This is a genomic window from Lujinxingia vulgaris (assembly GCF_007997015.1).
GTDB lineage: Bacteria > Myxococcota_A > Bradymonadia > Bradymonadales > Bradymonadaceae > Lujinxingia > Lujinxingia vulgaris.
Window position 1 is genome coordinate 312612 of the sequence record NZ_VOSM01000001.1, and the last position, 23035, is coordinate 335646.

General features: G+C 66.3%; 23 protein-coding genes. All 23 read right to left on the reverse strand.

Annotated elements, in window-relative coordinates; translation table 11 throughout:
* Positions 1–75: 75 nt before the first annotated feature.
* Positions 76–1224 carry an acyl-CoA dehydrogenase family protein gene (locus FRC98_RS01270; protein ID WP_146979499.1) on the reverse strand — a complete coding sequence of 383 codons (1149 nt, stop codon included), beginning with the start codon at positions 1222–1224 and terminating at the stop codon, positions 76–78.
* 91 nt (positions 1225–1315) lie between these two features.
* The gene (locus FRC98_RS01275) at positions 1316–1795 is read right to left on the reverse strand and encodes a cyclic nucleotide-binding domain-containing protein (RefSeq protein WP_146979500.1); all 480 of its coding nucleotides are present in this window, start codon (positions 1793–1795) and stop codon (positions 1316–1318) included.
* A 147-nt stretch (positions 1796–1942) separates the two neighbouring features.
* Entirely contained in the window at positions 1943–2431 is a 489-nt protein-coding gene (locus FRC98_RS01280; RefSeq protein ID WP_146979501.1) for a hypothetical protein, read from the reverse strand.
* A 275-nt stretch (positions 2432–2706) separates the two neighbouring features.
* The gene (locus FRC98_RS01285) at positions 2707–3561 is read right to left on the reverse strand and encodes a hypothetical protein (RefSeq protein ID WP_146979502.1); all 855 of its coding nucleotides are present in this window, start codon (positions 3559–3561) and stop codon (positions 2707–2709) included.
* A gap of 18 nt (positions 3562–3579) precedes the next feature.
* Complete coding sequence (locus tag FRC98_RS01290; RefSeq protein ID WP_146979503.1) at positions 3580–4128, reverse strand: hypothetical protein; 549 nt, start codon at positions 4126–4128, stop codon at positions 3580–3582.
* Between the two features lie 6 nt (positions 4129–4134).
* Positions 4135–5223: a hypothetical protein gene (locus tag FRC98_RS01295; protein WP_146979504.1), complete on the reverse strand. Its 1089-nt coding sequence runs from the start codon at positions 5221–5223 to the stop codon at positions 4135–4137.
* Positions 5223–7025 carry a hypothetical protein gene (locus FRC98_RS01300; protein ID WP_146979505.1) on the reverse strand — a complete coding sequence of 601 codons (1803 nt, stop codon included), beginning with the start codon at positions 7023–7025 and terminating at the stop codon, positions 5223–5225. The genes FRC98_RS01295 and FRC98_RS01300 overlap by 1 nt, the downstream gene beginning before the upstream one ends.
* Positions 7025–7786, reverse strand: coding sequence for an OmpA/MotB family protein (locus FRC98_RS01305; protein WP_146979506.1), 762 nt, complete (start codon positions 7784–7786; stop codon positions 7025–7027). The genes FRC98_RS01300 and FRC98_RS01305 overlap by 1 nt, the downstream gene beginning before the upstream one ends.
* Complete coding sequence (locus tag FRC98_RS01310) at positions 7783–8559, reverse strand: motility protein A (RefSeq protein WP_230467156.1); 777 nt, start codon at positions 8557–8559, stop codon at positions 7783–7785. The genes FRC98_RS01305 and FRC98_RS01310 overlap by 4 nt, the downstream gene beginning before the upstream one ends.
* A gap of 63 nt (positions 8560–8622) precedes the next feature.
* Positions 8623–9360 (reverse strand): tetratricopeptide repeat protein, encoded by a 738-nt coding sequence (locus FRC98_RS01315; protein WP_146979507.1) that lies wholly within the window; start codon positions 9358–9360, stop codon positions 8623–8625.
* 19 nt (positions 9361–9379) lie between these two features.
* On the reverse strand, positions 9380–10657 hold the full coding sequence (locus FRC98_RS01320; protein WP_146979508.1) for a hypothetical protein: 1278 nt from the start codon (positions 10655–10657) through the stop codon (positions 9380–9382).
* On the reverse strand, positions 10657–11646 hold the full coding sequence (locus tag FRC98_RS01325) for a hypothetical protein (RefSeq protein ID WP_146979509.1): 990 nt from the start codon (positions 11644–11646) through the stop codon (positions 10657–10659). The genes FRC98_RS01320 and FRC98_RS01325 overlap by 1 nt, the downstream gene beginning before the upstream one ends.
* Positions 11643–13619, reverse strand: a complete 1977-nt coding sequence (locus FRC98_RS01330; RefSeq protein ID WP_146979510.1) for a hypothetical protein — start codon at positions 13617–13619, stop codon at positions 11643–11645. The genes FRC98_RS01325 and FRC98_RS01330 overlap by 4 nt, the downstream gene beginning before the upstream one ends.
* On the reverse strand, positions 13616–14317 hold the full coding sequence (locus tag FRC98_RS01335; protein WP_146979511.1) for a porin family protein: 702 nt from the start codon (positions 14315–14317) through the stop codon (positions 13616–13618). The genes FRC98_RS01330 and FRC98_RS01335 overlap by 4 nt, the downstream gene beginning before the upstream one ends.
* Complete coding sequence (locus tag FRC98_RS01340) at positions 14314–15936, reverse strand: hypothetical protein (RefSeq protein WP_146979512.1); 1623 nt, start codon at positions 15934–15936, stop codon at positions 14314–14316. Before FRC98_RS01340 ends, FRC98_RS01335 begins: the two co-directional genes overlap by 4 nt.
* Before the next feature lie 190 nt (positions 15937–16126).
* Positions 16127–17212: a hypothetical protein gene (locus FRC98_RS21200; protein ID WP_230467157.1), complete on the reverse strand. Its 1086-nt coding sequence runs from the start codon at positions 17210–17212 to the stop codon at positions 16127–16129.
* Between the two features lie 166 nt (positions 17213–17378).
* Positions 17379–18053, reverse strand: coding sequence for an MBL fold metallo-hydrolase (locus tag FRC98_RS01350; protein ID WP_146979513.1), 675 nt, complete (start codon positions 18051–18053; stop codon positions 17379–17381).
* A complete protein-coding gene (locus FRC98_RS01355; protein ID WP_146979514.1) occupies positions 18050–19024 on the reverse strand; it encodes a hypothetical protein in 975 nt (324 codons plus the stop codon). The genes FRC98_RS01350 and FRC98_RS01355 overlap by 4 nt, the downstream gene beginning before the upstream one ends.
* 71 nt (positions 19025–19095) lie before the next feature.
* Entirely contained in the window at positions 19096–19542 is a 447-nt protein-coding gene (gene nusB, locus FRC98_RS01360; RefSeq protein ID WP_146979515.1) for a transcription antitermination factor NusB, read from the reverse strand.
* A 12-nt stretch (positions 19543–19554) separates the two neighbouring features.
* A complete protein-coding gene (gene ribH, locus FRC98_RS01365; protein WP_146974188.1) occupies positions 19555–20025 on the reverse strand; it encodes a 6,7-dimethyl-8-ribityllumazine synthase in 471 nt (156 codons plus the stop codon).
* A 38-nt stretch (positions 20026–20063) separates the two neighbouring features.
* On the reverse strand, positions 20064–21209 hold the full coding sequence (gene ribB, locus FRC98_RS01370) for a 3,4-dihydroxy-2-butanone-4-phosphate synthase (RefSeq protein WP_146979516.1): 1146 nt from the start codon (positions 21207–21209) through the stop codon (positions 20064–20066).
* Positions 21210–21230: 21 nt separating this feature from the next.
* Positions 21231–21869 (reverse strand): riboflavin synthase, encoded by a 639-nt coding sequence (locus tag FRC98_RS01375; protein WP_146979517.1) that lies wholly within the window; start codon positions 21867–21869, stop codon positions 21231–21233.
* Positions 21870–21872: 3 nt separating this feature from the next.
* The gene (ribD, locus tag FRC98_RS01380) at positions 21873–23030 is read right to left on the reverse strand and encodes a bifunctional diaminohydroxyphosphoribosylaminopyrimidine deaminase/5-amino-6-(5-phosphoribosylamino)uracil reductase RibD (RefSeq protein WP_230467158.1); all 1158 of its coding nucleotides are present in this window, start codon (positions 23028–23030) and stop codon (positions 21873–21875) included.
* Positions 23031–23035: the final 5 nt, after the last annotated feature.

Below are 23035 nucleotides of genomic sequence, written 5' to 3' on the forward strand. Positions count from 1 at the left end.
GAGCAAAAAAGCGCCTCCCGCAGGGGAGGCGCTTTTTTCGTGGCCGAGACGTGGTTCAGAGTCTCACAGCCCCTCTTAGAGTCCCATCACTTTGGAGATGATCTCCTTCATGATCTCGGTGGTGCCGCCACCGATGGAGAGGAGGCGAGTGTCGCGCCAGGCGCGGGCCACCGGGCCCTCTTCGACGTAGCCCATGCCGCCATGGAGCTGCAGGCAGCCGTCGATGACGCTCATCGCCGTCTCGCCAACCATCATCTTGGCCATCGAGATCTCGCGCTGGCAGGGGATGCCGCGCTCAAAGAGCTGGGCGGCGTGGTAGGTGAGCGCGCGGCAGGCTTCGAGCTGCGTCTCCATCTCCACGAGTTTGTGGCGGGTGACCTGGAAGCCGGTCAGGGGGCGGTCAAACGCGTGGCGCTCTTTGCAGTAGGTGATCGTCTTATCGAGCACGATCTGGGCGCCGGCGGTGCCGGTGAGGGCGCCGACGAGGCGTTCGCCCTGGAAGTTCTGCATGATGTAGTAGAAGCCCGCGCCCTCATCGCCCAGCAGGTAGCGGGCGGGCACGCGGCAATCTTCGAAAAAGAGCTCGGCGGTGTCGGAGCTGTGGTTGCCGATCTTCTCGAGCTTCTTGCCGACGCTGAAACCCGGGGTGTCGGTGGGGAAGAGGATCAGGCTGACGCCGCCGTAGCGGTTGTCGGGGTCGGTGCGTACCGCCAGGGTGATGAAGTCGGCGCGGGTGCCGTTGGTGATCCAGGTCTTCTGGCCGTTGATGATGTAGTCGTCGCCGTCGCGTTTTGCGGTGGTGCGGATGCCGGCCACATCGCTTCCGGCGCCGGGCTCGGAGACGCCCAGCGCGGCGATCTTTTCGCCGCGGATGGCGGGCATCAAGAACTCTTCTTTTTGCTCGTCGGTACCCAGCTCGCCAATGATGGGGGTGGCCATGTCGCTCTGCACGAGCAGCGCCATCGCCAGGCCGGCCATCTCGCTGCGGGGGAGCTCTTCGGCAAGCACGGCGGTGTGCCAGATGTCGCCTCCGGCGCCGCCGAGTTCTTCGGGGTAGCGGCAGCCGATGAAGCCCAGCTCGCCCATCTTCTTAAACACCTCACGGGGAAACTCGCGGGCCGCCTCCCATTCCTCAGCGTGCGGGGCGAGCTCTTTGAGGCAGAAGTCACGCACGGCCTTGCGGAACATGTCGTGTTCGTCGGTGAACTGGGCGTACTTTTTCATGCGGCGTGCTCCCTTTGGAAAGTAAGTATGTGCTTAGATAGCCGCAGTTTACGGTTGCATCGCGCCGGCGACAAGGTCGCTCGACCGGGGCTCACTCGAACATATTGGACATGGCGAAGAAGGCGATCTTCTCGTTGCTCTCCCGAAGTCGTGAGGAGAGTGTGCCCACAAAGCTCCAGAGGATCTCGTTGGCCAGGTCGCGGTCTTTGTTCATGAGCTCCAGGAGGGCGTCGCGCTGAAGCACGCCCAGGTGGCAGGTGCCCCCGGCGATGGCGTGGGCGCTGCGCACGGCTTTGTCATCGAGCAGCGCCATCTCGCCGAAGTAAGAGCCGGCTTTTAAGAACGCCAGCGCCTCCTCGCCAACCCCGTGGATGTCTTTCGAGATACGCACCTCGCCCTCCAGGATGATGTAGAGGGCGTCGCCTTTGTCGCCTTCGCGGAAGATGAGCTCGGCGGGTTTGGGGCGCATGGTGGTGGTGATGGAAAGGAGCGACTCCAGCGCGCGCTCGCTGACACCGGCAAAGAGATCGACGTCGCGAAGGGTGGAGATGTCGAGAAAGGTCCAGCTCACAGGCGCCTCGGCGGTTGAGAAGAGCCAGTCGGGTAAGTACGCGAAGAGGAAGTGCACACGAGTGTACGCGCTGGAAAGGGGGGAGCCATAAAAAAATCCCCGACACCCTGAGGTATCGGGGATAAAGAACGCGACTGGTGAGGTGAGTTATTCGCCGACGCTCAGGCTCAGCGCGGGGGTGGTCCACTCAAGCTCGCCATTGTGGTGAAGCTCCAGAACGATGGCGGACTCGCCAGCTGCCAGCGCTTCGATGTCGATGTGATCGCCGTGGACCTCCAGGCCGACGATGCCTTCGGGGCTTTCAGGAGCGACGAGGACCTGGAGGGTGTAGTCAGCGCCGAGCTCGATGGGGTTGCCCTCGGCGTCGGCAATGCTGACGCCGACTTCGAGCACGTCGCCGACGTAGAGTTCGGGCAGGTCGCCGTCCCAGTGGTCACCGTGGGCGTCGGCCAGCACGTCGTCGGTGGTGGGGTCGAAGAGCATGATGTCGAAGGTGTCGGTGTGCGCGTCGTCGTGACGATCGTGGTCATCGCGATGGTCTTCGTGCTCGGCGTGGTCGGCTTCGCCGCAGGCGGCGACGCCGGCCATCGAGAGCAGGATGAGCAGAAGCAAGGCGGGGAAACGAAGGCGATTCATGTCTAACCTCAAAACAACAGGGGTAAGCGGGTACGTGCGCGTGTAGTGCGCTTCGGATGATGTCGGCGCAGTCACGTAGAGCGCCTGCCTGGGTTCTTAATGCAAGTTGGTTGCGTTTGCAATGTTAATGCAATGAAGTTGCAAAAGGAGCTGTGTGGTCGCACCAGCGCGTGGTCGCACCAGGACACTCGCCATGGCGAGGAGCAACAAAAAAGCGCCCCCGAGAGGGGCGCTGGAAGAAGATGCGTTACATGAATGTGTTGGAGCGCTCGCGCTCAGTCGGCGCTGACGACGATGGGGAGCGCGGCTGGGGTGTGCATGCTCATGCCGAAGTAGTTGAGCTCCAGAACCACCTGGACCTCGCCAGGGGCCAGTGCCGTCAAGGTGACGGTCTCGACATCGACGCTCCATTCCACCACGTCTTCTGCGGAGGCGTCGGCGAGGACGGGGAGGACGACGTGGTCGCCCATCTCCATCGGCGCGTCGGATTCGCCGATGTAGAGGACTTTGACGGTCAGCGACTCGCCAGCGCTGAGCTGTAGCGGGTCGCCGGAGTAGGCGTCGCCTTCGATGGAGGTGATGAGCGTGTCGTCGTCGGCGTTGATGATGTCGACGCGGGAGATGTCGCCGTGGTCGTGGACGTGCTCCTCGCCAAGGGTGACCACGCGGGCGAAGAGGGCGGGGGATTCAAAGCGGAGGGTGTCGTCTTCGAAGAGTTGCACGTGGAAGGAGGTCTGGCCGCGTTTGATGGAGGTTAAGGTGAGGAGGTTATCGTCGAGGCCGAGCTCGAGGATGTCTTCGGGGGCGCCGTCGGCGAATCGGAGCTCGGCGTGCAGGTTGCCGGAGAGGTCGAGGGGGTTCTCCTCGGAGTCGGCGAAGTCGAGGGCGACCGTCAGGGATTGTTCTTCGGCGACGGGGGGAAGCTCGCCGTGAAGATGGCCCGTGGAGGCCACCACCAGCACCTCGCCAGAGTCGGGCTCGGTGATGGTGAGGCGGTCGCTTTCGACGTCTTCTTCATGGTCGTCGTGGGCCTCGTCCTCGTGATGGCTGTGGTCGTGCTCGCTCCCGCCGCAGGCGCTCAGCGGGGTGATGGCCAGCGCCAGGGTAAGAAGGATGATGCGGTACTGCATGGGATGCTCCGGTGGGACTTAGAGGGTAAGGCCGAAGACAAGGCGGCGGTGGGCGGGCGCCAGATCGTCGGGGAGGGTCCAGTCGGCGATGCGGGCTTCGAGGCAGCGTCGCAGGCCTTCGGTGAGGGTATCGGGACCGGCGTTGAGGCTGACCTCCTCGATGCCGCGATCCTCGTTGAGGGTGATCGTCACGCTGAGGCGGTAGGTGGTGCCGGGGTCGCGGGTGCAACCTTGAAGTGAGATGGACTGGTCGCGGGCCCAGGCCAGCAGGCGCTGGCGATCTTCGGCGGTGGTCGGTGGCGGGCTCTCCGGCAGGGGAGGATCGCGTTTGATCGGCTGAGCGCGCGAGGGGTTGACGGGTTTTGCGGGCGCGGTTTTTTCAACCTCGGGAGGAGGCTCCTCGGGGCAGCGCTCCACGATGCGGGTTGTGGGTTCGGGGCAGGCTGCAGGGGGCTCGACCTCGGCGGGCGGCGGCGCGCAGAGCCGCGGGCCAAGAAGCAGGCCCACGGCGAAGCTCATGGCCATGGCGGCCACCTGCGTGGCGATCTGGGAGGCGCGAGGTTGCATGGAGGCTCAGCGCAAGACGCGTTGCAGGTAGGCCGCCGCGGTGAGTGCGGCGCGGTCTGCGCGAGAGGAGAGGGCCTGGCAGAGGTCGACGTTGTAGCCCTGACCGCCCTGGGCGCGCAGCTCGTCGATGAAGGGGCCAAAGTAGGCGTTCTCGGAGGGCTCCATCACGTCGAGGGCGCCGGCCGGGAAGTTGGGTTCGGCAAGGCAGCGCTCGGCGAACTGATCAAAAGAGACTTCCTCGGCGGTGGCCACGGGCATGTGGAAGATGCGCGCGGGGCTTAGGCCGGAGGGGCCGGGAAGGGCAAGCCAGCTTGCCAGGTCGGCCTCATCGGTGGCGGTGAAGTAGCTGGCCGGGCTTGTGCCGTCGAGCTGGCAGGCCTGGTCACCGTGCGCGCAGGGGCGAGATGTGCCGGTGAGGTAGATCACCACAAAGCCGTCGGCGGCCTCTTTGAAGTAGGCGCGGGAGTCGGTGATGGTGCCGCTCGGATCGAAGATCGTGGCGCGGTCCAGATCGAGGCCGAGCGCCGCGAGGTTTTCGCCGGGGACTTCGGTGCGGGTGTCGAGATGTCGGTAGCCCTCGTCGCCGATGTAGTAGAGCAGGGTTTCGGCCAGGCCGAAGGTCTGACCGGGGCCACCGCCGATATCATCCCATTGAGGCTCACCCGGGGTGGGTTCTTCATCGGGTTCGGGGCGAGGCTCGGAGGTGTCGCCCTCATCGGGGGTGGGCTCGCGGAAGTTGCTGCCGTCGTTGCGGGGCGTGACTTCGCTTTGCCCCGAGGTAGAGGTGATCGCGGGGCGGCCGAAGATCAGCGGCGGGGTGTCGCCCTGGCGGCGGTAGAGCGGGGCGACGGCGACCTGTCGGGTGGCGATGTTGTATTCGCTCAGCCCGTATTCGAACATCTCCATAAAGCCGGCGTAGCCGGCCATCAGGTTGGCCGAGCCGCGAGGAAGATCGACGAGCACGAGCACGTCGACGACTTTCGGATCGGGTTCCTCGCCGGGGGGCGGGGGCGGGTCGACGTAGCGGATCAGCGTGCAGCTGCTCAGAGTAGAAAACGCCAGGGCGACTATCAGCATCAAAGAAAGGCGTCGCATCAGAGGACCTCGGGCTCGGTGGGCGGGGCCTGCCGGGCGTGGGCTCCGCGGCGCAGCGCGTTGGCGTTGTAGGTGGCGACCTCAAAGCCATCGCGTGCCAGGGTGGTGCGCAGTGTTTGAGAGAAGGTACGGCGCGCCTCCAGAAATTCCGCGCGGGTGGAGGGGATGTCCAGCGAGAGCTCGGTGGCCAGGGCCTGTCGGGTGGAGACGGGGGCGCGCGCCAGGAGGTGATCGGCGATGTCGCGGCGGGTGCCGCGCATAAAGAGCGCCAGCGTGTCGACGGGGATGCGGTGCAGGGCGTTGGCCAGGGGCTCGTCGGGGACGTGCATCGCCGCCGACTCCAGGACCATCTGGGAGAGGACGACCTCTGCGACGGCCGGCTTTTTGGCGAGGATATCGCGCAGGATGTCTTCCTGCTCGCGCAGCGCCAGCGCTTCGATCATCTCGAGCATCATCGAGGCCTGGCCCTGGGCTTCGCGGCCGGCGTCGATGAACTCCTCGGCCATCGCGCGCTGGCGTGCGGCGAGCTCGCGGGCCTGGGTGCGGGAGAGGGCGTCGGCGTCGCTGGTCTCCAGGAGAAGATCGCGCCGTTCCTCGCTCTCAAGCCCCTCGAGGTAACGCGAGCGCACCACTGGCGAGAGTCGTGTGAGCACAAAGGCGCGCTCCCGACGGGTGCAGCTCTCCAGCAGGGTGGCGATATGCGCCAGGCCCAGGCCTTCCAGAAACTCCCACTCGGCGTCGGTGGAGCCGTCGTCGAGGACCTGCTGGGCGGTCAGGCGCGCGCGGGCTTTTTCGGCGATGGCGTGGGCCTCATCGGCGTCGAGGGGTTGGTCGCGGCGGGCGACCTCGTCGGCGATCGTCTCCATCGGGGCGCGCAGGGAGGCGTCGCGGCGCACGTCGCTCAAGATGCCGGAGCCCACAAGACGCACCAGCAGGGCGACCTCGGCCGGGTCGTCAGCGATCCAGGCGCGGAGCATGCGGTTGAGCACGGGGCGAGAGTGCTTGAGCTCGTCGCGCAGAAGATCGACGTCGGGCATCGCGCGTGGACGGGCGTCGGGGGCATCGTCCAAGGGGCGGGCGGGCTCGGGGGTGGGCTCATTGCGGCGATCGGTGAGCGCTTCGAGCCGGCGCAAGATCATGATGATCAGGAAGCTCAAGATCAGCAGCGTAGCTAAAAGCGCGATCCAGGGGAGCGCGTCTTGCCAGAGGGGGCGGCCGTCGTCGGCGGGCTCCTCCGGGGTGGGGAGGGGCTCTGTGGCGGGTTCGGGCTCGGGATCTTCAACCTCGGGTAAGGGGGGCAGAGGCGCGGGGCGCGGGGCGGGCCGGGGCTCTTCCTGCATCATCGGAGGCATCGGCGGGAGCTGCGGCTCGGGGAAGTCTAAAAACTCCGGGCGCACCTCGATGGTGGGGGCGATGTCTTGCAGGCGAAACTGCGCCATGCGCGCGATGTTGGCGCGGAAGTTCTGCGGCAGCTTGCTGTCGAGGAGCACCGTGGCCTCAATGCGGCTCACCCGGGTCTCGTAGCTTGAGCCGGCGACAGCGTCGCCAAAGCCCGGGGTGACGCGGCCTACGGCGCGCGGGGCCTCGACCACCGCGCGCAGCTCCACGAGCTCGCAACGCCCCGGGCAGAGGCGGCTCAAGAGCCCCTCGAGCTCGGCGCGGGCCAGAGCCTCGGCCTGGGCGCGGGTGCCCTCAATGGCGGCGCGCTCACCGGTGCGACCCTGGGCAAACGCTGGAGACGCACAGAGCGCAAAGGTTGCGGCAAGAAGAGCGAAGATAAGATGGTGGCGAGCTCGTAGCATCAGAAGATCTCCTGGGGGCTTTCCGGCACGGCTTCGCCCGGGGAGTCGGCGTCGGGGTAGAGGCGTTGCACAAGATCGGGGTCGAGCGAATCGATGCGAATGACCACGCGGCGGTTCGCTCCGCGAACCTCATTGAGCGCGGCCTCATCGAGGGCGTCGACGGTGGTGGTGTCGTAGAGGTCGACCTCGGTGGCCGGGCGCGTGTCGGCAAAACCCTGCACCGACATCCGGCGACGATCGAGACCGGCTGCGGCCAGGCGCTCCATCACATGGATGGCGCGGGAGGTGGAGAGCTCCCAGTTCGAGCGGTAGCGCCCGGAGACCACCGGCACATCATCGGTATACCCCTCGATCACAAGACCGTAGGTCGGGCCTAAGTCGTCGACGAGGTGGCGCTCAATGGGCGCAAAGACCTCCAGGGCGCGCGGCAAGAGCTCGGCGCTGCCGGAGTTGAAGAGCAGCGCGTTCGAGAACTCAATCTTCAGACCCTCGTCGTCCAACAAGGTCTGCACCTCGCCGCCGAGGGCCTGCTCTTCGATGACGCGATCGATCTTCTCCTGGACCTCGTGGAGGTTTCCGGCGCGCGATCCGGTGAAGGCCTGGACCAGAAGATCGTATTTGGTCTGCGCGATGGTCGAGATGGAGAGGAGCAGGATCATGAAGGTGAGCAGGATCGTCATCATGTCGGCATAGCTCACCAGCCAGCCGGCCTGGCCGGTGGGACTCTCTTCGCTAAAACGCTCCTGAATCAGCTGTGTCACGCGCTCCTCCTGGAGGGCTCGACCGGGGTGAGCGCGGCCTGGCGTCCCTCGCTGAGAAGTTGCTGAAGTTCATGCAGTGGGCGGCGCCGGGCGATCTTGAGCATGGCGTCGACGACCAGGTTTAAGTTCTCCGCACGCTGCAGCCGGCGCTGGCCAATAAGCCGCGCGAGAGGCAGGTAGAGGAGGTGCGCGAGCAGAAGTCCGTAGAAGGTGGTCAAAAGCGCAATCGCCATGCCCGGGCCGAGCTTCTCAAAGTCGCGCATGTTGGCCAGAAGTTGAATCAGGCCGATGACGGTGCCGATCATCCCCATCGCGGGCGCGAAGTCGCCCAGGCTTCCGAAGACGCGCTCGCCATTCTGGAAGGTGGAGAGTTCGCGGCGGCCGATGACCAGGGCGTCGAGCTCCACTTCTTCGGCGTGGGTCTGCTGGAGGACCTGGCGGCCGAGGTGTTTGAACATCGGATCGGGCTCCCGCTCAATGATCGCCGAGGCCTCGGCGGGGCGCTCCGAGCGGATGGCGCGGGCGAAGCCTAAAAGATGCTCGACCAGGCGGTCGCGCTCGGCGGCCGGGTTGCCGATGAGCGCGCGGCCCAGGCCTTTGAAGGCCGAGCCGATGACGCCGAAGCGGTAGGTCAGGATCATCAGGCCGATGGGCACCCCACCGAGCAGGATGGCGGAGTAGAGGTTAAAAAAACCGCTGAACTCCGCACTGATGTACTGAAAAGCCGTCAGAAAAGTGGCGATGACGATCAGCGCGCCGATCAAAACGTGCATGGTATCTCCGTGCAGGGGGCGCCCGGTGAGGGGCGCGCGCTGCGTGTGGGGGAGGCGGTGTGCTCAGTCGAGATCTTCGGTCTCGGGGCCCTGGTCGAGCTGACGCAGGGCGTCGATGACTTCGCGGTTGTCGGGCTCAATTTGCAAGACCTGTTCCCAGGCCTGACGGGCCAGGGCCTCACGGCCCAGGAAGCTCCAGAGGGTGCCCTTCATCATCAAAAGTTGGACGTCGTCGGGGTAATAACGCTCCAGATCGGTGAGGTGCACCATGGCCATCTCGTGGTTGCCGGAGGCGGCCAGGCGTTTGATCTCTTCGACGCCGCGGTAATAGCTGGGGCGAGAGGGGGCGGGAGCGTCTTCGGCGCGGCCGTCGGGGCGCTGGCGAGGTTCGGTTTCAGGGGCGCCGGCGGTGCGGTCGGTGACGTGTTCGCCGTCGACGAAGGTGCCCTCCCGCTCGAAGTTGGGGTTGGTGCGGCGCAGATGTTCAATGAGCTCGCGGTCGGCCGGGGTGAGCGGGTGATGGGTGGGGTAGACGTCGCTCTTTTCATCCTCGTTGCCCAGCGGGATGCGCATCTCGTAGCCGGTGGCGACTTCGGGGAACTCCACCTCCCAGTCGCGGGAGCCGTCGCTCATGCGCACGACGTAGCGCTGCGGCGGAATGGAGCCGTCGCCCTGGTACTGCGGCGCAGAGGTGGCGGCCGTGGGCACGATGATCGGGGTCTGGGCCGCTTGTTTGCTATTGGCGCAGGCGCTCAAGATCAGGGCCCCGGCAGCGAGCAAGAGTATCTGGCGAGTGTTCACGTCGGATCCTTCGGTCGAGTTACCAGTTGAAGCTGGCGCGCGCTTTAAAGCCAAAACCACCCAGGTCGTAGCCGGCGTATTCGGTGGGGAGGAAGTACATCAGGCTCAACCCCGCCCCGAGGCGGAACTGCAAGACGGCGTCCAGGCCCCACTCCACGGCGAAGGAGTTGCCCTCGCTGCCGGCGAAGAAGCCACCGACGGTGGGGCCGGTGCGCAGCTCGATGCTGTTGAGGTTGGGCGGCAGAAGCTCGCGCTGGAAGGTCGCGCCCACAAAGGCGCCGAGCAGGCCGTTGGCATCGGAGAAGTTCGCAAAACCTTCGGCACCGACGCCGAAGAGGTAGCGTCGATCTTCGCCAAAACGCTCGTAGAGGCGGTAGCCAATGGCGGCGCCGGTGATGGCGCCGGCCGGGCCGTCGTAGGGGATGGTGCTCATGCCCAGGTAGAGGGTGTGGCCGTAGTAGGGGCGCTCTTCGACCTTGCGCTCCAGCTCGCGCACGCGCTCGGCGCGACTCACCACGCGGTCGCCCGAGCGCAGGATGGCGGCGCTGGTGGCATCGGAGCGGTAGGTCTGACTCCAGAGGATGGCGCCATCGTCAGCCCGGAAGATCTCGAGCTGCATGGCGGCGACGTTGGCCTCGGGGAAGAAATGAAAGCGAAGATCGAGGTAGGTTTTCACGCCGAGGCGCTCGGCCTCGCGGCGCAGATCTTCGTGTTCGGTCAGGCCCAGGCTCACCACCCAGTCGTCGCCTTCGACGCGGGAGCGCATCGCGCGGCAGGCGATGCAGCGTTTGATGCGGATGTCGGTGAGGTTGGCCACCGACGAGATGAAGGTGCTCTGCACGAAGTCGCCAAAATGGATGCTCAGGTTTGGCGAGACGTCGAGGTTTCGCACCGCCACCGGGGCGACGGCCGTCGGGTTGAGGTCGGCGATGTCGGAGATGGCCTCGTCGACCATCTCTTCGGCGAGCTGGTAGAGGGTGACGGTGTTCGCGCTGGTTTGAAGTTGGCGCGCGACGCTCTCGGAGGCCTGTTGCTGGCGATCTTCGGCGGTGGGAGCCGGGCGTACCCCGGGCTCGTTGTTGCTGGATTCAGCCGCGTCGTCGGGCTGCGCCTCGTCGTCCGAGGCGTCTTCGGCGGCGGGGGCGTCTTCCAGGCGAAGATCGTCGGCGGATTGCGCCAGCGCCGGCGAGGCACTGGCGAGCAGCCCGCATAACACCATCAGGGCCAGCAGCGCCGGCGATATTTTCGGCGAGGGCGCGCGGCGCGGGAGGTTGTGGATTGGGTTAAACATCATCATCAGAAGGCCCATCCCAGGGTGAAGTCAAAGCTAAAGAGGCCGTCGGAGTTCATGTAGGCGCGGAGGTTGTCGCGGGCCTGGCGGTCGTAGGCACCGGGGGCGTAGCTGACCTGGTTGTAGAGCACGCGGCCGTGGGTGACGCCCAGGCGCGCGTTGAGGCCGATTTTAAACTGGGCCTCAAAGCCCACCGCGGCGGTGACCAGGTGGTATTTGACCTGCGTATCGGAGCTGCCCCCGCCCGAGTAGCTGTAAAAGTCGCCTGTGCCCATGCTGAAGCCGGCGCTGATGTAGGGGGAAAACCAGCGCGACGAGGGCAGGTAGGTGGCCTGGGCGGTGCCCAGAATGAAGGATTGGTTGCCGTCGATCGAGCCCAGGGAGGGATCGTCGGGCTGGTAGTAGAGGTAGTTGTCGACAAAGAGGGCGGTGGCCTCGGCGCGCAGGTGACCGCCTAAAAAGCTGCGACCCACGAGCATGCCCGGGCCCAAGAAGCGGGCGGTAAAGCCGACCAGCCAGGGTTTGTCGACGCGGTGGATGTCTTCTTTGCGGCGGGCGAGGATGGCCTCGGCCTGCTGGCGCGTCTGAAGCCGCTGGCGAGCGATGTCGAGGTGGCGGCGGGCGCGCTGCTCTTCTTTAAGTCGCTCGATGCGGCAGCGGCGGTTCTGGCCACAGACCCGGTCGGCGCCGCCGTCGTAAGGGGCCTGGGATGGCAGCGCTGTGTCCGAGGCGTCGCCCTGCGTAGTCGGGGCCTGTGCCTGGCGTTCTGCGGTGGCTTCTGGCGAGAGGCAGACGTTTTCAACGCAAGACCAGCCCTCATCGCATTCGCTGTTGAAGGTGCAGGGGGGGCCCTGGTTTGCCGCGCTGTCGTTGTCTTTGGAGCCGAAGAGCCCGCTTAAGCATTGGGCGTGGGCGGCAGGGGCCAGTGAGGCTGCCAGCAGGGTGAAGAGGGCCATGATCGCCAGCGCTGATGCGCATTTTAGCAGATGGTTCATGGCGCCTCCGCGGGTTGCTCGTCGGACGTGTTGGATTGCGGGCGTTCGTCGCGCTCAAAATCGAAGCCCGTCGGCCACGTGCTCAGCTGCCCCTGATCGCGGGGCACGATAAGCAGAGAGCGCACCGAAGGCCAGCTCATGCGCGGGTTGGGCGCGTCGAGGGCCAGGTAGGCCGGCGGCACGTGCACGGTGCCCAGAATCAGCGCGGTGGCCTCATCGCGGCCCACCCGCTCGGCGTAGCCTCGCGGATGGTCATCCAGCAGCTCGCCGGCCAGGTGGTAGAGCTCCTGGAGTTCGTCGCCGACGGCGGAGTCGGGGGTCGTGCGCATAAAGCGTTGAAGCTCCTCGATCATCAGGCTAAGCCAGCGCTGGCGGCGGGCCTGGTCGGCGGGGGTGTCGCCCCACTCGGCCATCAGGGGCAGCGCGGCGCGGAGCACGCGCGCGAGCTGGGCGTCAGCTTCGGCGAAGAAGGTGGCGCGCCGCCCGGCGGGGATCACTTCCATGATGGCGTCGGGGCGAGGGGCGATGAGGCGAAGGGCGTCGACAAAGGCGGGGGCGTCGTCGAGGAGGAAGGCCGCCAGAGCCTGGGTGGCGTGGTAGCGCGGCCGCCGGCGCGCGTCCCGATCTTCATTCAGAAGATGCAACGCCAGACTCTCGGCGACGCGGGGGCGCCCGGCGTCAATGGCCACATCGGCCAGCTCGGCTGTGCGCTCCAGGAGCTTGTTGCGGGGCCCGAACTCTTCGAGGATCTCAAAGGTGCGCGCGTCGACCTGGTAGGTGGCCAGCTCGCGCAGCACCTCCTGATAGACGGCGCCCAGGTAGGGGTTTTTGGCGCGGTCGCGATCGCGCAGCGCCTCGCGGGCCGCCCCGAAAAACGCGTCGGTGCGACCGCTGCGGCGAAGCGCCGTGACGCCGAAGTAGGCGTGGGCTTCAAAATAGCCCGACTGCGGCGGGGGCAGCGGAAGCGCAAGCTCGGCTGCTTCGTCAAAACGGCCCTGCAGCCAGAGCAGACGCAGGCGCAAATAGCGCGCAGCAAGCGCAATGGGGCCCTCGACCTCTTCGCTGAGAAGGCGCAACGCGTCGCTGGCAAGCTCGATGTCGTCGGTGGCCATGGCCAAAGACGCCTGTCGGGCAAGCGTTCCCGGGGAGGGGGCGCGATCGTTGACGCGCTGGATGTGATGAAGAGCGTCGTCGGCAGCGAGCGTGACGTGGGCGCGCTCGCGGGCCAGGCTTACAATCGTAAGGGGATCGGACGCCCCGCTGTCACGTTCCAGACGCAGGAGCGAAAGATCGACGAGGTGCGCGCTCAGTGCTTCGTGCACGTGCCCGAGGTCAGGTAGAGGGCTTGTGTCGAGACGTTCAAGCACCGTGCGGGTCTGATCGGATTCGCGGGCCAGCCAGGTGTGGCTTGAGATGTCGCGCGCGCGTTTTCCAAGCGACTCGCACGCCCAATCAATGTCTACAGCCGCGGGTCGCTCGCCAGGCCAGCGCTCGGTGTGGGCGGGCCAGGTCACAGTGTCTTCGGGGGGGTCGGCGGGCTCGGTGTTGAAGGCGTCGCGGGAGGTCAGCGTGCTGTGAATGGTGCCTTTATGCCAGCCGGCGCGCCGCTCGGCGGGGAGTTCAAGGGACTGGCGGATCAGGCGCAGGCGTCGGGTATCTTCGAGCGCGATGAGGCTTGCGAGGAGATGCTCGGGGGTGTGCTCGTTGACTTCGGTGATGTTCGCAAACGACGCGGGCTCCACGCAGGTGGCCAGGGCGATGAGGTCGTAGGCGATGGGGTCGAGTGAGGTGGTGGCGCCGCGCTGCGCGCGGTGGGCCAGGCGCTGCTCGGCCTGGCTGAGATCACCTTTGTGGAGGGCATCAAAAGGCCCCAGGGCCGGATCTTCGACGGTGTCGAGGGGGATGCAGGCCGTGAGCAAAAGCGCGGCCACAGTCAGGCCCAGGGGCGCTTTGGTGGAGGGGCGCGGGGTCATCGCTGGCCTCCGCGCGGGGGAGACCAGCCGAAGCTCAGCGTGGGGAGCACCCCGAAGGCCGGGGTGACGCCGCGCTGGCGACGCTCGAAGTTGGCGGTGAGCAGAAGATCGAATTTGACCTGCAGATCCCATTTGAGGTGCACGAGCACGCCGGGGCCGATCGCGATGCTCGGGGCGATGCGCTCCTCGGCGAAGAGCACGCCGGCGTGGGCGACGAGCTGGGGATCGAAGCGGGTAACAAAGCGATCCCAGAGGAGAATCTTGGCGTAGCCCACCGAGGTGCGTACGCCGGCGCTCAACCAGACGTCGGGGGCGCGCAGGTCGGGGGCCAGGCCGCTCTGCTGCAAGACGGTTTTGCCGGCCCGGGAGAGGGAGCTGTGGAGGCGGAGCACCCGGAGCTCGGCGCCCCAGCGCTCATTGAAGTAGTAGCCGGCGTCGAGCCCGTAGCCGGGGCTGTCGTAAAAGTCGTTGCGCACAAACCAGGTGCCGGAAGCGTGGGCGTAGAAGCGCGAGGCTTTGTCGCCGACGCGATTCTCGACGGTGGCGCGCGCGCGTAAAGGTTGGGAGGCGGCACGCTCGTTGAGGGCATCCGACTCGGCGGAGCTCTGGGCGTGCGCGGCTGGTGAGCCAGCGAAGAGTGCGCATATCGAGCAGATCGCGAGGGCCAGGAGCCATGTCGGGCGTATGAAGGCGGTCATGGTCCCCCCCACTGGCAGGCGTTGGGGGTGTTGAGCCAGGAGTCGTAGGTCAGACCGTTACGCGCCTGGAAGGCGTTTTCGCAGAAGGCGTCGCAGACCTCGTACACAACCTCGATGGAGCCCCCGAAGAAGTCGGCAAAGTACGCAAACTCCGTCGTGGTCAGCGCGTAGCGAAGACGCGGAAGTTCGCCGGTGGGCCATTCGAGCATGGGCGCGTTGACCGGGTACTCGCGCTGGCCGGCAATGTAAGTCGTGGGGATGGGCAGGAGCTGGCAGAGTTTGGTGTATTGCGGGCGCTCCGAGCCCGGGGGGATCGGCAGCTCCAGCTCATAGTTCTCCAGCGGCGGGGTGCTGGAGAGCGGGAAGATGTAGCGGACGGCCGAGCGCAGGGGGGGCTCAAAATCGCGGCTCTCCAGCGCCTGCCAGGGGCTGTTCCAGGACCAGGTGATGCCGGGGTAGGCCGCTTCTGAGCCCACCAGCCAGCCGAAGCTGTAGGGGGCGTCGGGCTGATCGCTGGACTGGTTAAACGCAAGCAGCTGCGCCAACTTCTCGGGGGTCGCGGTCAGCTGCAGGTTGTTGATGACGACCAGCGTCAGCGCCGGGCGCTCCACCTCATCGGCCATCGCGTCGCGGGCGTCAGCGAGTATGGCGTTGATGGGATAGTCGATGCTGGAGGACTGGTCGCAGCCCGAGGTCGGTTGGCCCTGGCGGTCGCGCGGGTAGTAGACCCCGAGCTCGCGCACCGGTTTTCGTTCCTCGGCAAACTCGCTGAGGATGGTCTGGCGCACGGCGTTGACGATCTGCTGGCAGCGACCGGCGTTGGTGACCTGAAGATCGATCAGGAAGGCGATGTGGGTGGGGTGGCGGATGGCCTCAACGCTCTGATCGAGCTCGGCGACGTTGAGCACCGGGCCGGGTTTGAGACGCGCGGCAAGATGCGCGGCAGGTCGGTCGTTGCGACGGGGGCGCAGCGCCATGCATGGAGGGTTGTCTGTCCAGCTCTGGGGTAGTTCAACCCGATCGCTGAGGCGTTGCCAGCCTTCGGCGGGGGGGGCGGCTGCGCAGTCGGCCAGAGCGTCAGCCGGAGCGGCGTCGTAGAGGATCCACTCGAAGGTGCGGCGATGCGGAAGATCGATGGTTTTGAAAAGATCGGTGAGGCTGGCGTCGGCGAAGTTGTTGTTGGCCGTGGCGACCGGCGCGATCTCAAAACTTGCGGCGATCTGCTGAGGTCGCACCGGTGCGGAGGGGATGGGACCGAAGCGCGTGTGTGTGGCGCGCAGCGCGGTGACGTTGGCCGGGGGGCTCCAGCGGCCGGGGACCTGGAACTGCAGGCAGAGGTAGAGGCGATCGCAGGCGAAGGGCTCCGAGGGCATGGGAGCGTCGCTGAGATCGATGGGCTGAATTTCGCCGTTCTGCCAGAGCTCGAAGCTCAAAAGGTCGGGGTCGGCGACGTCGGCGATGCGCCAGACCAGGTAGGTCAGGTCATCGTGCTCGGAGTAGACGGCCTGCAGTGCGCGGGGGGCGTAGGGGCTGGTCTCGAAGTCCACAAAGGAGCACGAGCCGGCGCCGAAGGCGGCGGCGATCGTCAGCAGCAGGATGGGAAGGCGAAGAGGGGCCAAGCGTGAGCTCCGACCGAACAGAGATAAGGGACGGTCTCGGGCTCGGCAAAGCTCATGCCAGCACGTTCAGGGGGGCTCCGAGACGTCATCACATCGTGGGGCACCCTAGCCGAAAGGCAGGCAAAGCTCCAGCCGCCGCGCGGGTGCGCGGCGGCTGGATTTCAGGAAAACAGGGAGGTTTTCGGGGTGTTCAGGGAGAGGACTGGCGGTTGATGCGTTCAGCGACGACGACGGCGTCGACGATCGACCAGATGTGCACGACCCAGCCCAGCAGGACGAGCCAGAGGAGGATGCAGAGGACCATCATGATGATGCCCTTGCTGACCTCGCCATTGTAGATCTGGCCGGTGCCGCAGAGGATCAGGCTGAGCAGCAACGCCATGCCCGGCTGATGTTCGGGCTGGTCGAGGGCGTTGGCCTGGCTGAGCGCGAGCTCTCCGGCGCCGGCGGGAGCCAGGGCGGTGGAGGGTCGCGGTGCGGCAAAGCCGAAGGGAGAGCTCTCGGGCTGGGGGGCGTAGGGCGTGGCCTCGTAGCCGGTGCAGGAGACGACGGTGGCGCGCTGGTTAGCGAGCGGTTTGGGCTCGCAGCTGGCGGCGGCGTCGACGATGACCGAGCTGGAGTCACAGCCTGCGGTGGAGGTTGTCGAGAAACGCTCGGCGGAGCGCAGGCCGCCGTCGTAGCCCTCGCGGTGCGAGAGGGTGGAGCGATTGTTGCGGGTGGAGACAACTCCGTAGTCGAGCCTCGGCTCACGGATCGTCCCGGGAGGCGGCGCGAAGTCGGTGTGCGCGCGTTCGCCGCGATCGCGGGAGGGGTCGGGGTAGCGCTGCAGCGGAGCGTGGGGCTGTTGGACCGGCGAGAAGGCCGGGGCGTCGGCGGCGTCATCGAGGGTCGCTCCGAAGGGGGAGCGGGCCGGGTCGACGGGAGCCGGAGCCGGCGCGGGGCTCGTCTGGCGAGCGTCCCCGGGCTTGGTAGCAGGGGACACCTGGGGGCGCCCGGCGGCGATATCGGCGGCGGCTTCGAGTTCTTGCCAGCTGCGGTCGAGCTCCTGGCGCGGGGGGGGAGCGTGGAGGTTCTGGCCGTTGGGCACCTGGTAGTAGAGGTTGCCGTCGGCGTCGCTGTCGAGCTCGAGCACCCCCTCTTCGAGAAGTTGATTGAGCAGGCGATTGGCCTCCCTCGAAGGGATCCCGAGGTAGTAGGCGACCGAAGCGGTCGTGATCCGGGCGTCGGTCTCAAAGGCCATCTTCAAAATGGCTTGTTCAAATCGCTGCACTTCCATGGGGCGCCACCCTCTTGGTTACCACATCACCAGTGAACGAAACGGGCCGGGAAGCCTGCGCGCTCACTCTTAAAACTATCGTAGCGAGGCGAATTGTTCCCAACAAGCCAGGCTGCGAGCATGCATAGACTATGCCGCGAGGTGTGTTGGTGGTGGGTCTGAGGCCTTAAGCGCGCGGCGTACCCATCACGATCACCCTGTTATTAAAACTAAGCAGAGCGCCATCACATTCAACGCTGCCGCCCACCTCTTCGACAGAGCCGGGCGATCCGGCCAGAAAGTGGGCGGTGGGGCGCAGGTTCAAGCCGACGCGAGGGTCGGCGCCGTGGGCCGGCACGATGACCCGGGGGCTGAGCGCGCGGCACCACTCCCAGGCCTGGGCAGCCCCGATGGTGAAGAAGCCGCCCACCGGCACGATCAACACGTCGATGCGCGGGCCTGCGCTCAGGGCTTTAAGATCGAGGGGGCGCGGGCTGTGGCCGACATCGCCCAGGTGCACCAGCCGCCTGGAGGCGACCTCCACACTGAGGATATCGCTTGTGCCGCCGCGCCGCACTCCGCGGTACTCGTCGTGGTAGACCCGCGTGCGAGAGATTCTGAAAGGCCCTACCTCGCCAACTTCAACCCGGGGGGCGGGGTGGATGAGCGCGTCGAGGGCGGCGTGATCGTCGTGCTCGTGGGTCACGACCACCGCGTCAAAAGCGTCCTCGATGGGAGGGAGCGCCATTTTTCCGCCGAATCCTCCCGGGCGGTAGGGGTCGATGAGCAGGCTGCGGTCGCCGCAGCGAAGCCCGAAGCAGGCGTGGCCGTACCAGGTGAGGATGAGCGGGGGAGGGCTCATGGCTTGCGAGTGTCTTCAGGCGCATCGCGCCTGTCGGCATCTGGCGTATCGCCATCGTGCGGATCGGCTTCGCGCTCTCTTACGTCCTCTTCGATCAGGTTGCGATCCAGCCAGCTCGCCAGGGCCTGGCGGGAGAGGGGAGGCAGCTCGCCAAGGGTGAGCGCGAGCAGCGCCGCGTCGCTAAAGCGGGCCGCGGCCGGCGGCGCAATGAGCGCGTCGCTGCCCTCGACGATCGCGCGGGGGCGAGCCTCACTGCGGTCGATGGTGAGGGGAGAAGAATCGCGGTAATCGCGGGCCAGCGACCATCCGTGGGCCGGAGCACGTCTTAAGGTGGCGGGGTTTTGCGTCGCATCGTCGGCCGGAGCATCGGCCTCGTCAGTGTTCCGGGCGGTGGCGGTGAGCGCGGCGCTGCGCGCCGCGGCGGCCGCACGGCTGACCTCCGAGATGGCCTCGGGGCCCACCGGCTCCGCCTGCTCGGGGGCTGCCGAGTCGCCCTCATCGCTCAAACCATCATGGCGAGTCGAGGCGGCGCCCGGTGAGGTGAGCGCGGCGTAAAGGATATGATCGTCGGCGCTGAGATCGTCGGGTAGCTCCGCGCTTTGCGGGGCGTGTGCTGCAGCATCACTGCCGGCGCCTTCCCGGGGCCGGGGAGGTTGCAGAAGCCCCAGAAGTTGGCCGCGGGCGTCGAAGATCGCCCAGCGCTCATCGGCGCGCTCCACCCGCCAGTGGCCGCTGAGCTCGGCGACATCCTCGCTGATCCAGGCGCTCGTGGCGTCTTCACCCTCAAAGCTCGCCGCGATGATCTGAGCGTCGTCGCTCATGCGCACACGCCCCACCGGGCGCAGCGCGCTGTCGTAGACGCGGACCTGGTTTGAGCGCAGGCGCACCTTAAAGCGCTCGCCATCGGCACCTTCAAAGACCAGCCGCTTTCCGCGGGTGGTGTACTGCTCATAGAGTCGCTCGCCAGGCACAAACCGAGCGAGCTCGGGAGGCTCACTCAGGCACCCGGTCAAAAGCAGCAGAGCCCCCCCAAGGGCCAGCGTCAGCCCTGCTCGTCGGGTGCGGCGATGGTGATGTCTCGGTTTTGACATAGCTGGTCGAGGAGTCCGTTGATGAAGCCCGGGGTACCTTTATCGCCAAACTCTTTGGCGAGCTCCACACAGGCGTTGATCACCACCAGCGGCGCCGTCTCTCCTTCCAGGAGCTCGCTGACTCCCAGGCGAAGCAGGTTGCGGTCGACCGCGGCCATGCGTTCGATGCGCCAGCGCGGGCTGAGGATACGAATCTCCTCATCGATGCCGGCCAGGTTATCGATCACCGCATGCACCCGCGCGACCACCAGATCCCAGTAGCGGGCGGGGTGATCGTCGGGCTCGGCCAGGGTGGCGCGAATGGTCTCCAGCGCGTGGCGAGCCTCGTAGCCCGAGACGTCAATCGCGTAGAGGGTGCGCAGCGCCGCTCGGCGCGCGCGTCGTTGCTTATCGATCATGAAAATTCTCTTTTAGCCTGAGAGCGCGTCGTAGAGGTTGACCATCTCCAGGGCGGCCATGGCAGCCTCGACACCCTTGTTACCAACTTTGGAGCCGCTGCGCTCCACGGCCTGGTCGAGCGAATCGCAGGTGATCACGCCAAAGCTCAGCGGCACCTCGCCATCCATCGCCAGCTGCCCGATGCCCTTGGTGGCTTCCGCAGCGATGTAGTCGAAGTGCGGGGTGGAGCCGCGAATGAGCACTCCTAAGCAGATGATCGCATCGACCTTGAGCGTGCGTTTGACGCGCGCGGCGGTCATCGGCAGCTCAAAGCAGCCCGGGCAGCGCACCACGGTGATGTCGTCTTTGTCGACCCCGTGGCGCACGAGCGTGTCGATCGCGCCGCTGAGAAGTTGCTCCGAGAAGAAGGAGTTCCAGCGCGAGGAGACGATCGCAAAACGCTTGCCCTGGCCGTGAAAGCCACCTTCGATGGTGTTGGTCATAACATAATCCTTTTTAAAATCAACCGCTTAGGCTGCGCTCAGCGGGAGGGGATGGGGATCTGGTTGACGATCTCGATGCCGAAACCGTCGGAACCGACGATGGTCTTGGGGCGGTTGGTCATCACTTCGACCTTGCCGCAGCCGGCGTCGCGCAGAATCTGGGCGCCGATGCCCAGCGAGCGCAAGATCTGGCGGGGCTGGTTGACCTGGCGGGCGCGCTCGGCCTCGTCGAGCTCTTCGGTGGCTTTGTGCACGTAGCGGCGCACGAGATCGGAGGCGCGGGTGGCGGGCTTGTCCAGGTAGACGATGACGCCCGTGCCGGCCTCACCGATGGCCTGCATGCAGTCGCCCAGCAGCGAGGCGCTCTCGCTCTTGTCTTTCAAAAAGATGTCGAAGCCATCGACGCGGGGCTGCACGCGCACCGGCGTGGGGGTCGCGGCGTCGGGGGTGCCGCAGATAAAGCAGAGGTGCTCGGCGTTGTCGACGCGGCTGCGGTAGACGCGCACTTTCCAGTCGCCGGGAAACTCAGTGGGGAGCTCGGCCTCTTCGACCACCTCCAGCAGGGACTCGCGCTGCAGGCGGTAGGTGATGATGTCGCTGACCGAGAGGAGCACCATGTTATGCTCTTCGGCAAAACGCTCCAGGTCGCTTAAGCGCGCCATGGTACCGTCGGGGTTCATGATCTCGCAGATCACGCCGGCGGGTTTGCTGCCGGCCAGGCGAGCCAGGTCGACGCTGCCTTCGGTCTGACCGGTGCGCACGAGCACGCCGCCGTCGCGGGCGCGAAGCGGGAAGATATGCCCGGGCATCACGATGTCGTGGCGGGTTGCCCCGTCTGCCACAGCGGCCTCGATGGTGCGGGCGCGGTCGGCCGCCGAGATGCCGGTGGTCACGCCCTCGGCCGCCTCAATGCTCACCGTAAACGCGGTGCCAAAGGGGCTGGTGTTGCTGTCGACCATCATCGGGATGCCCAGCGTCTCGATCTGGTCGGGGGTCAGCGTCAGGCAGATCAGCCCGCGGCCGTACGTGGCCATAAAGTTGATGGCCTCCGGGGTGACCTTGTCGGCGGCCATGACCAGATCCCCTTCATTTTCGCGCTCTTCGGCATCGAGCAGGATCACCATCTCACCGTTGGCGATGGCTTTGAGTGCTCGTTCTACCCGAGCGATTGCGGCGTCAGACATCGGCGCTACCTCCAGAAAGGATCATTGAAATCCGAAACGTGCGAGCTTCTCCAGGTTCAACCCGCCGGTGGCGTCGGGCTCGACGAATTTGCGGACATATTTGCCCAGCACGTCGGCCTCCAGGTTGACCCGCTGACCGACGGTGTAGTCGGTGATCTTGGTCTTGTCGGATGTAAAGGGGATGATCGCAAGGCCAAAGCGCGTGCCATCGACGGAGTTGACTGTCAGGCTGACGCCATCGACACAGACCGAGCCCTTATCGATGAGGTAGGGCGCGACCTCCGGGGGGGCTTCGACCTCAAAGAGCCAGGCGTTCTTTTCTTTGCTGCGCTTGCGAATCACGCCCACGCCGTCGACGTGCCCGAGCACGAGATGACCGCCGAGGCGATCGCCAACGCGCAGCGCGCGCTCCAGGTGCACCTTATCGCCGATGCGGCGCTCGCCAAGCGTGGTCTTGCGCAGGGTCTCGGGGCTGGCGTCGACGCAGAAGCCATCGCCGGAAAGCCGCGTGACCGTGAGGCAGGCGCCATCCACAGCGATCGACTCGCCGAGCTCAATGGTGCTTAAGTCAAAGCTCGTGGCGATGGTGAGCTCCCAGTTCTCGCCAGCCTGGCGTCTGGCGCGAACTTCGCCCAGATCGGCGACCAATCCGGTAAACATCGTTTAAGCCTCGTCGAAGATCGAAGGGAGCTGTGCGCGGCGCTCCGCCGGCACCTCGCCATGAATGAGCAGATCGTCGCCCAGGCGCTCTACCGCCGGGGCGCTCAGCGTGACGGCGTCGTTCATAAGCTCAAAGCCGCGGCCGCCAAGGGGCGCGGGTCCGCTTCCGCCAATAACTTTCGGAGCCACAAAGGCGTAGGCGTAGTCGACCAGCCCCTGGTCAAAGAGCGCGCCGTGGAGCGCGCTGCCGCCTTCGACCAGCACGCTCAAAAGATCGCGTGAGGCGATGGTGCGCAGGACCTGCTGAAGATCGAGGCGGCCCGAAGCGTCGCGCGTCACGTGGATCACCTCCACGTTGGCGCGGGCCTCAAGGGCTTCGGCGCGTGCCGGGTCGGCGTCTTCGGCGCAGAGCACAAAGGTCGGCGCGCTGGAGTGTTCGAGGTTGTAGATCGCAAGCTCTGGCGAGGACTTCAACGCGGCGTCGAGCACAAAACGCGCCGGATCGCGGCCCTCTTCAAGGCGGCAGGTCAGGCGAGGGTTGTCAGCGAGCAGGGTGCCGGTGCCGATGAGGATAGCGTCGAGGCGATCGCGAAGTTGGTGGACGCGCTCGCGAGCGGGCTTTCCGGTGATCCAGCGGGAGTCGCCGGTGCTCGCGGCGATCTTCCCGTCGAGGGTCATCGCCCATTTGGCCGCCACCCAGGGCATGCCCGTGGTGATGTGTTTGAAGAAGGGGGCGTTAAGCGCGCGCGACTCCGCGTCGAGCACGCTCTCTACAACCTCAACGCCGGCCTCACGCAGCCGTCGTACGCCGCGCCCGCTGACCTTCGGGTTGGGATCGATGGTGCCCACGACCACGCGTTTGATCTTATGGCGAATGATCGCGTCGGAGCAGGGCGGGGTGCGGTTAAAATGGCTGCAGGGCTCCAGGTTGACGAAGAGCTCGGCGCCCTCAACGTCGCCGCCGGCATCTTTGATGGCGGCGATCTCGGCGTGATCTTCGCCGGCGCGCACATGGTAGCCACGCCCGATCACCTCGCCATCCCGCACAATCACACACCCCACCATCGGGTTGGGCCGGGTGCGGCCCTCCGCACGTCGGGCAAGCGCGATGGCCTGGGCCATGTACTCGCCATCGGTGGGCTTCTGCAAAGACGCTACCATGGGAT

Bases quoted from the DNA above. Each gene is read 5' to 3' on its own strand.
- FRC98_RS01280 (WP_146979501.1), bottom strand. From the start codon at position 2,431: ATGAATCGCCTTCGTTTCCCCGCCTTGCTTCTGCTCATCCTGCTCTCG.
- FRC98_RS01300 (WP_146979505.1), bottom strand. From the start codon at position 7,025: ATGCTACGAGCTCGCCACCATCTTATCTTCGCTCTTCTTGCCGCAACC.
- ribH (WP_146974188.1), bottom strand. From the start codon at position 20,025: ATGACCAACACCATCGAAGGTGGCTTTCACGGCCAGGGCAAGCGTTTT.
- FRC98_RS21200 (WP_230467157.1), bottom strand. From the start codon at position 17,212: ATGGAAGTGCAGCGATTTGAACAAGCCATTTTGAAGATGGCCTTTGAG.
- FRC98_RS01330 (WP_146979510.1), bottom strand. From the start codon at position 13,619: ATGACCCCGCGCCCCTCCACCAAAGCGCCCCTGGGCCTGACTGTGGCC.
- ribD (WP_230467158.1), bottom strand. From the start codon at position 23,030: ATGGTAGCGTCTTTGCAGAAGCCCACCGATGGCGAGTACATGGCCCAG.
- FRC98_RS01270 (WP_146979499.1), bottom strand. From the start codon at position 1,224: ATGAAAAAGTACGCCCAGTTCACCGACGAACACGACATGTTCCGCAAG.
- ribB (WP_146979516.1), bottom strand. From the start codon at position 21,209: ATGTCTGACGCCGCAATCGCTCGGGTAGAACGAGCACTCAAAGCCATC.
- FRC98_RS01325 (WP_146979509.1), bottom strand. From the start codon at position 11,646: ATGAACCATCTGCTAAAATGCGCATCAGCGCTGGCGATCATGGCCCTC.
- FRC98_RS01310 (WP_230467156.1), bottom strand. From the start codon at position 8,559: ATGCACGTTTTGATCGGCGCGCTGATCGTCATCGCCACTTTTCTGACG.
- FRC98_RS01290 (WP_146979503.1), bottom strand. From the start codon at position 4,128: ATGCAACCTCGCGCCTCCCAGATCGCCACGCAGGTGGCCGCCATGGCC.
- FRC98_RS01350 (WP_146979513.1), bottom strand. From the start codon at position 18,053: ATGAGCCCTCCCCCGCTCATCCTCACCTGGTACGGCCACGCCTGCTTC.
- FRC98_RS01295 (WP_146979504.1), bottom strand. From the start codon at position 5,223: ATGCGACGCCTTTCTTTGATGCTGATAGTCGCCCTGGCGTTTTCTACT.
- FRC98_RS01320 (WP_146979508.1), bottom strand. From the start codon at position 10,657: ATGATGATGTTTAACCCAATCCACAACCTCCCGCGCCGCGCGCCCTCG.
- nusB (WP_146979515.1), bottom strand. From the start codon at position 19,542: ATGATCGATAAGCAACGACGCGCGCGCCGAGCGGCGCTGCGCACCCTC.
- FRC98_RS01335 (WP_146979511.1), bottom strand. From the start codon at position 14,317: ATGACCGCCTTCATACGCCCGACATGGCTCCTGGCCCTCGCGATCTGC.
- FRC98_RS01375 (WP_146979517.1), bottom strand. From the start codon at position 21,869: ATGTTTACCGGATTGGTCGCCGATCTGGGCGAAGTTCGCGCCAGACGC.
- FRC98_RS01285 (WP_146979502.1), bottom strand. From the start codon at position 3,561: ATGCAGTACCGCATCATCCTTCTTACCCTGGCGCTGGCCATCACCCCG.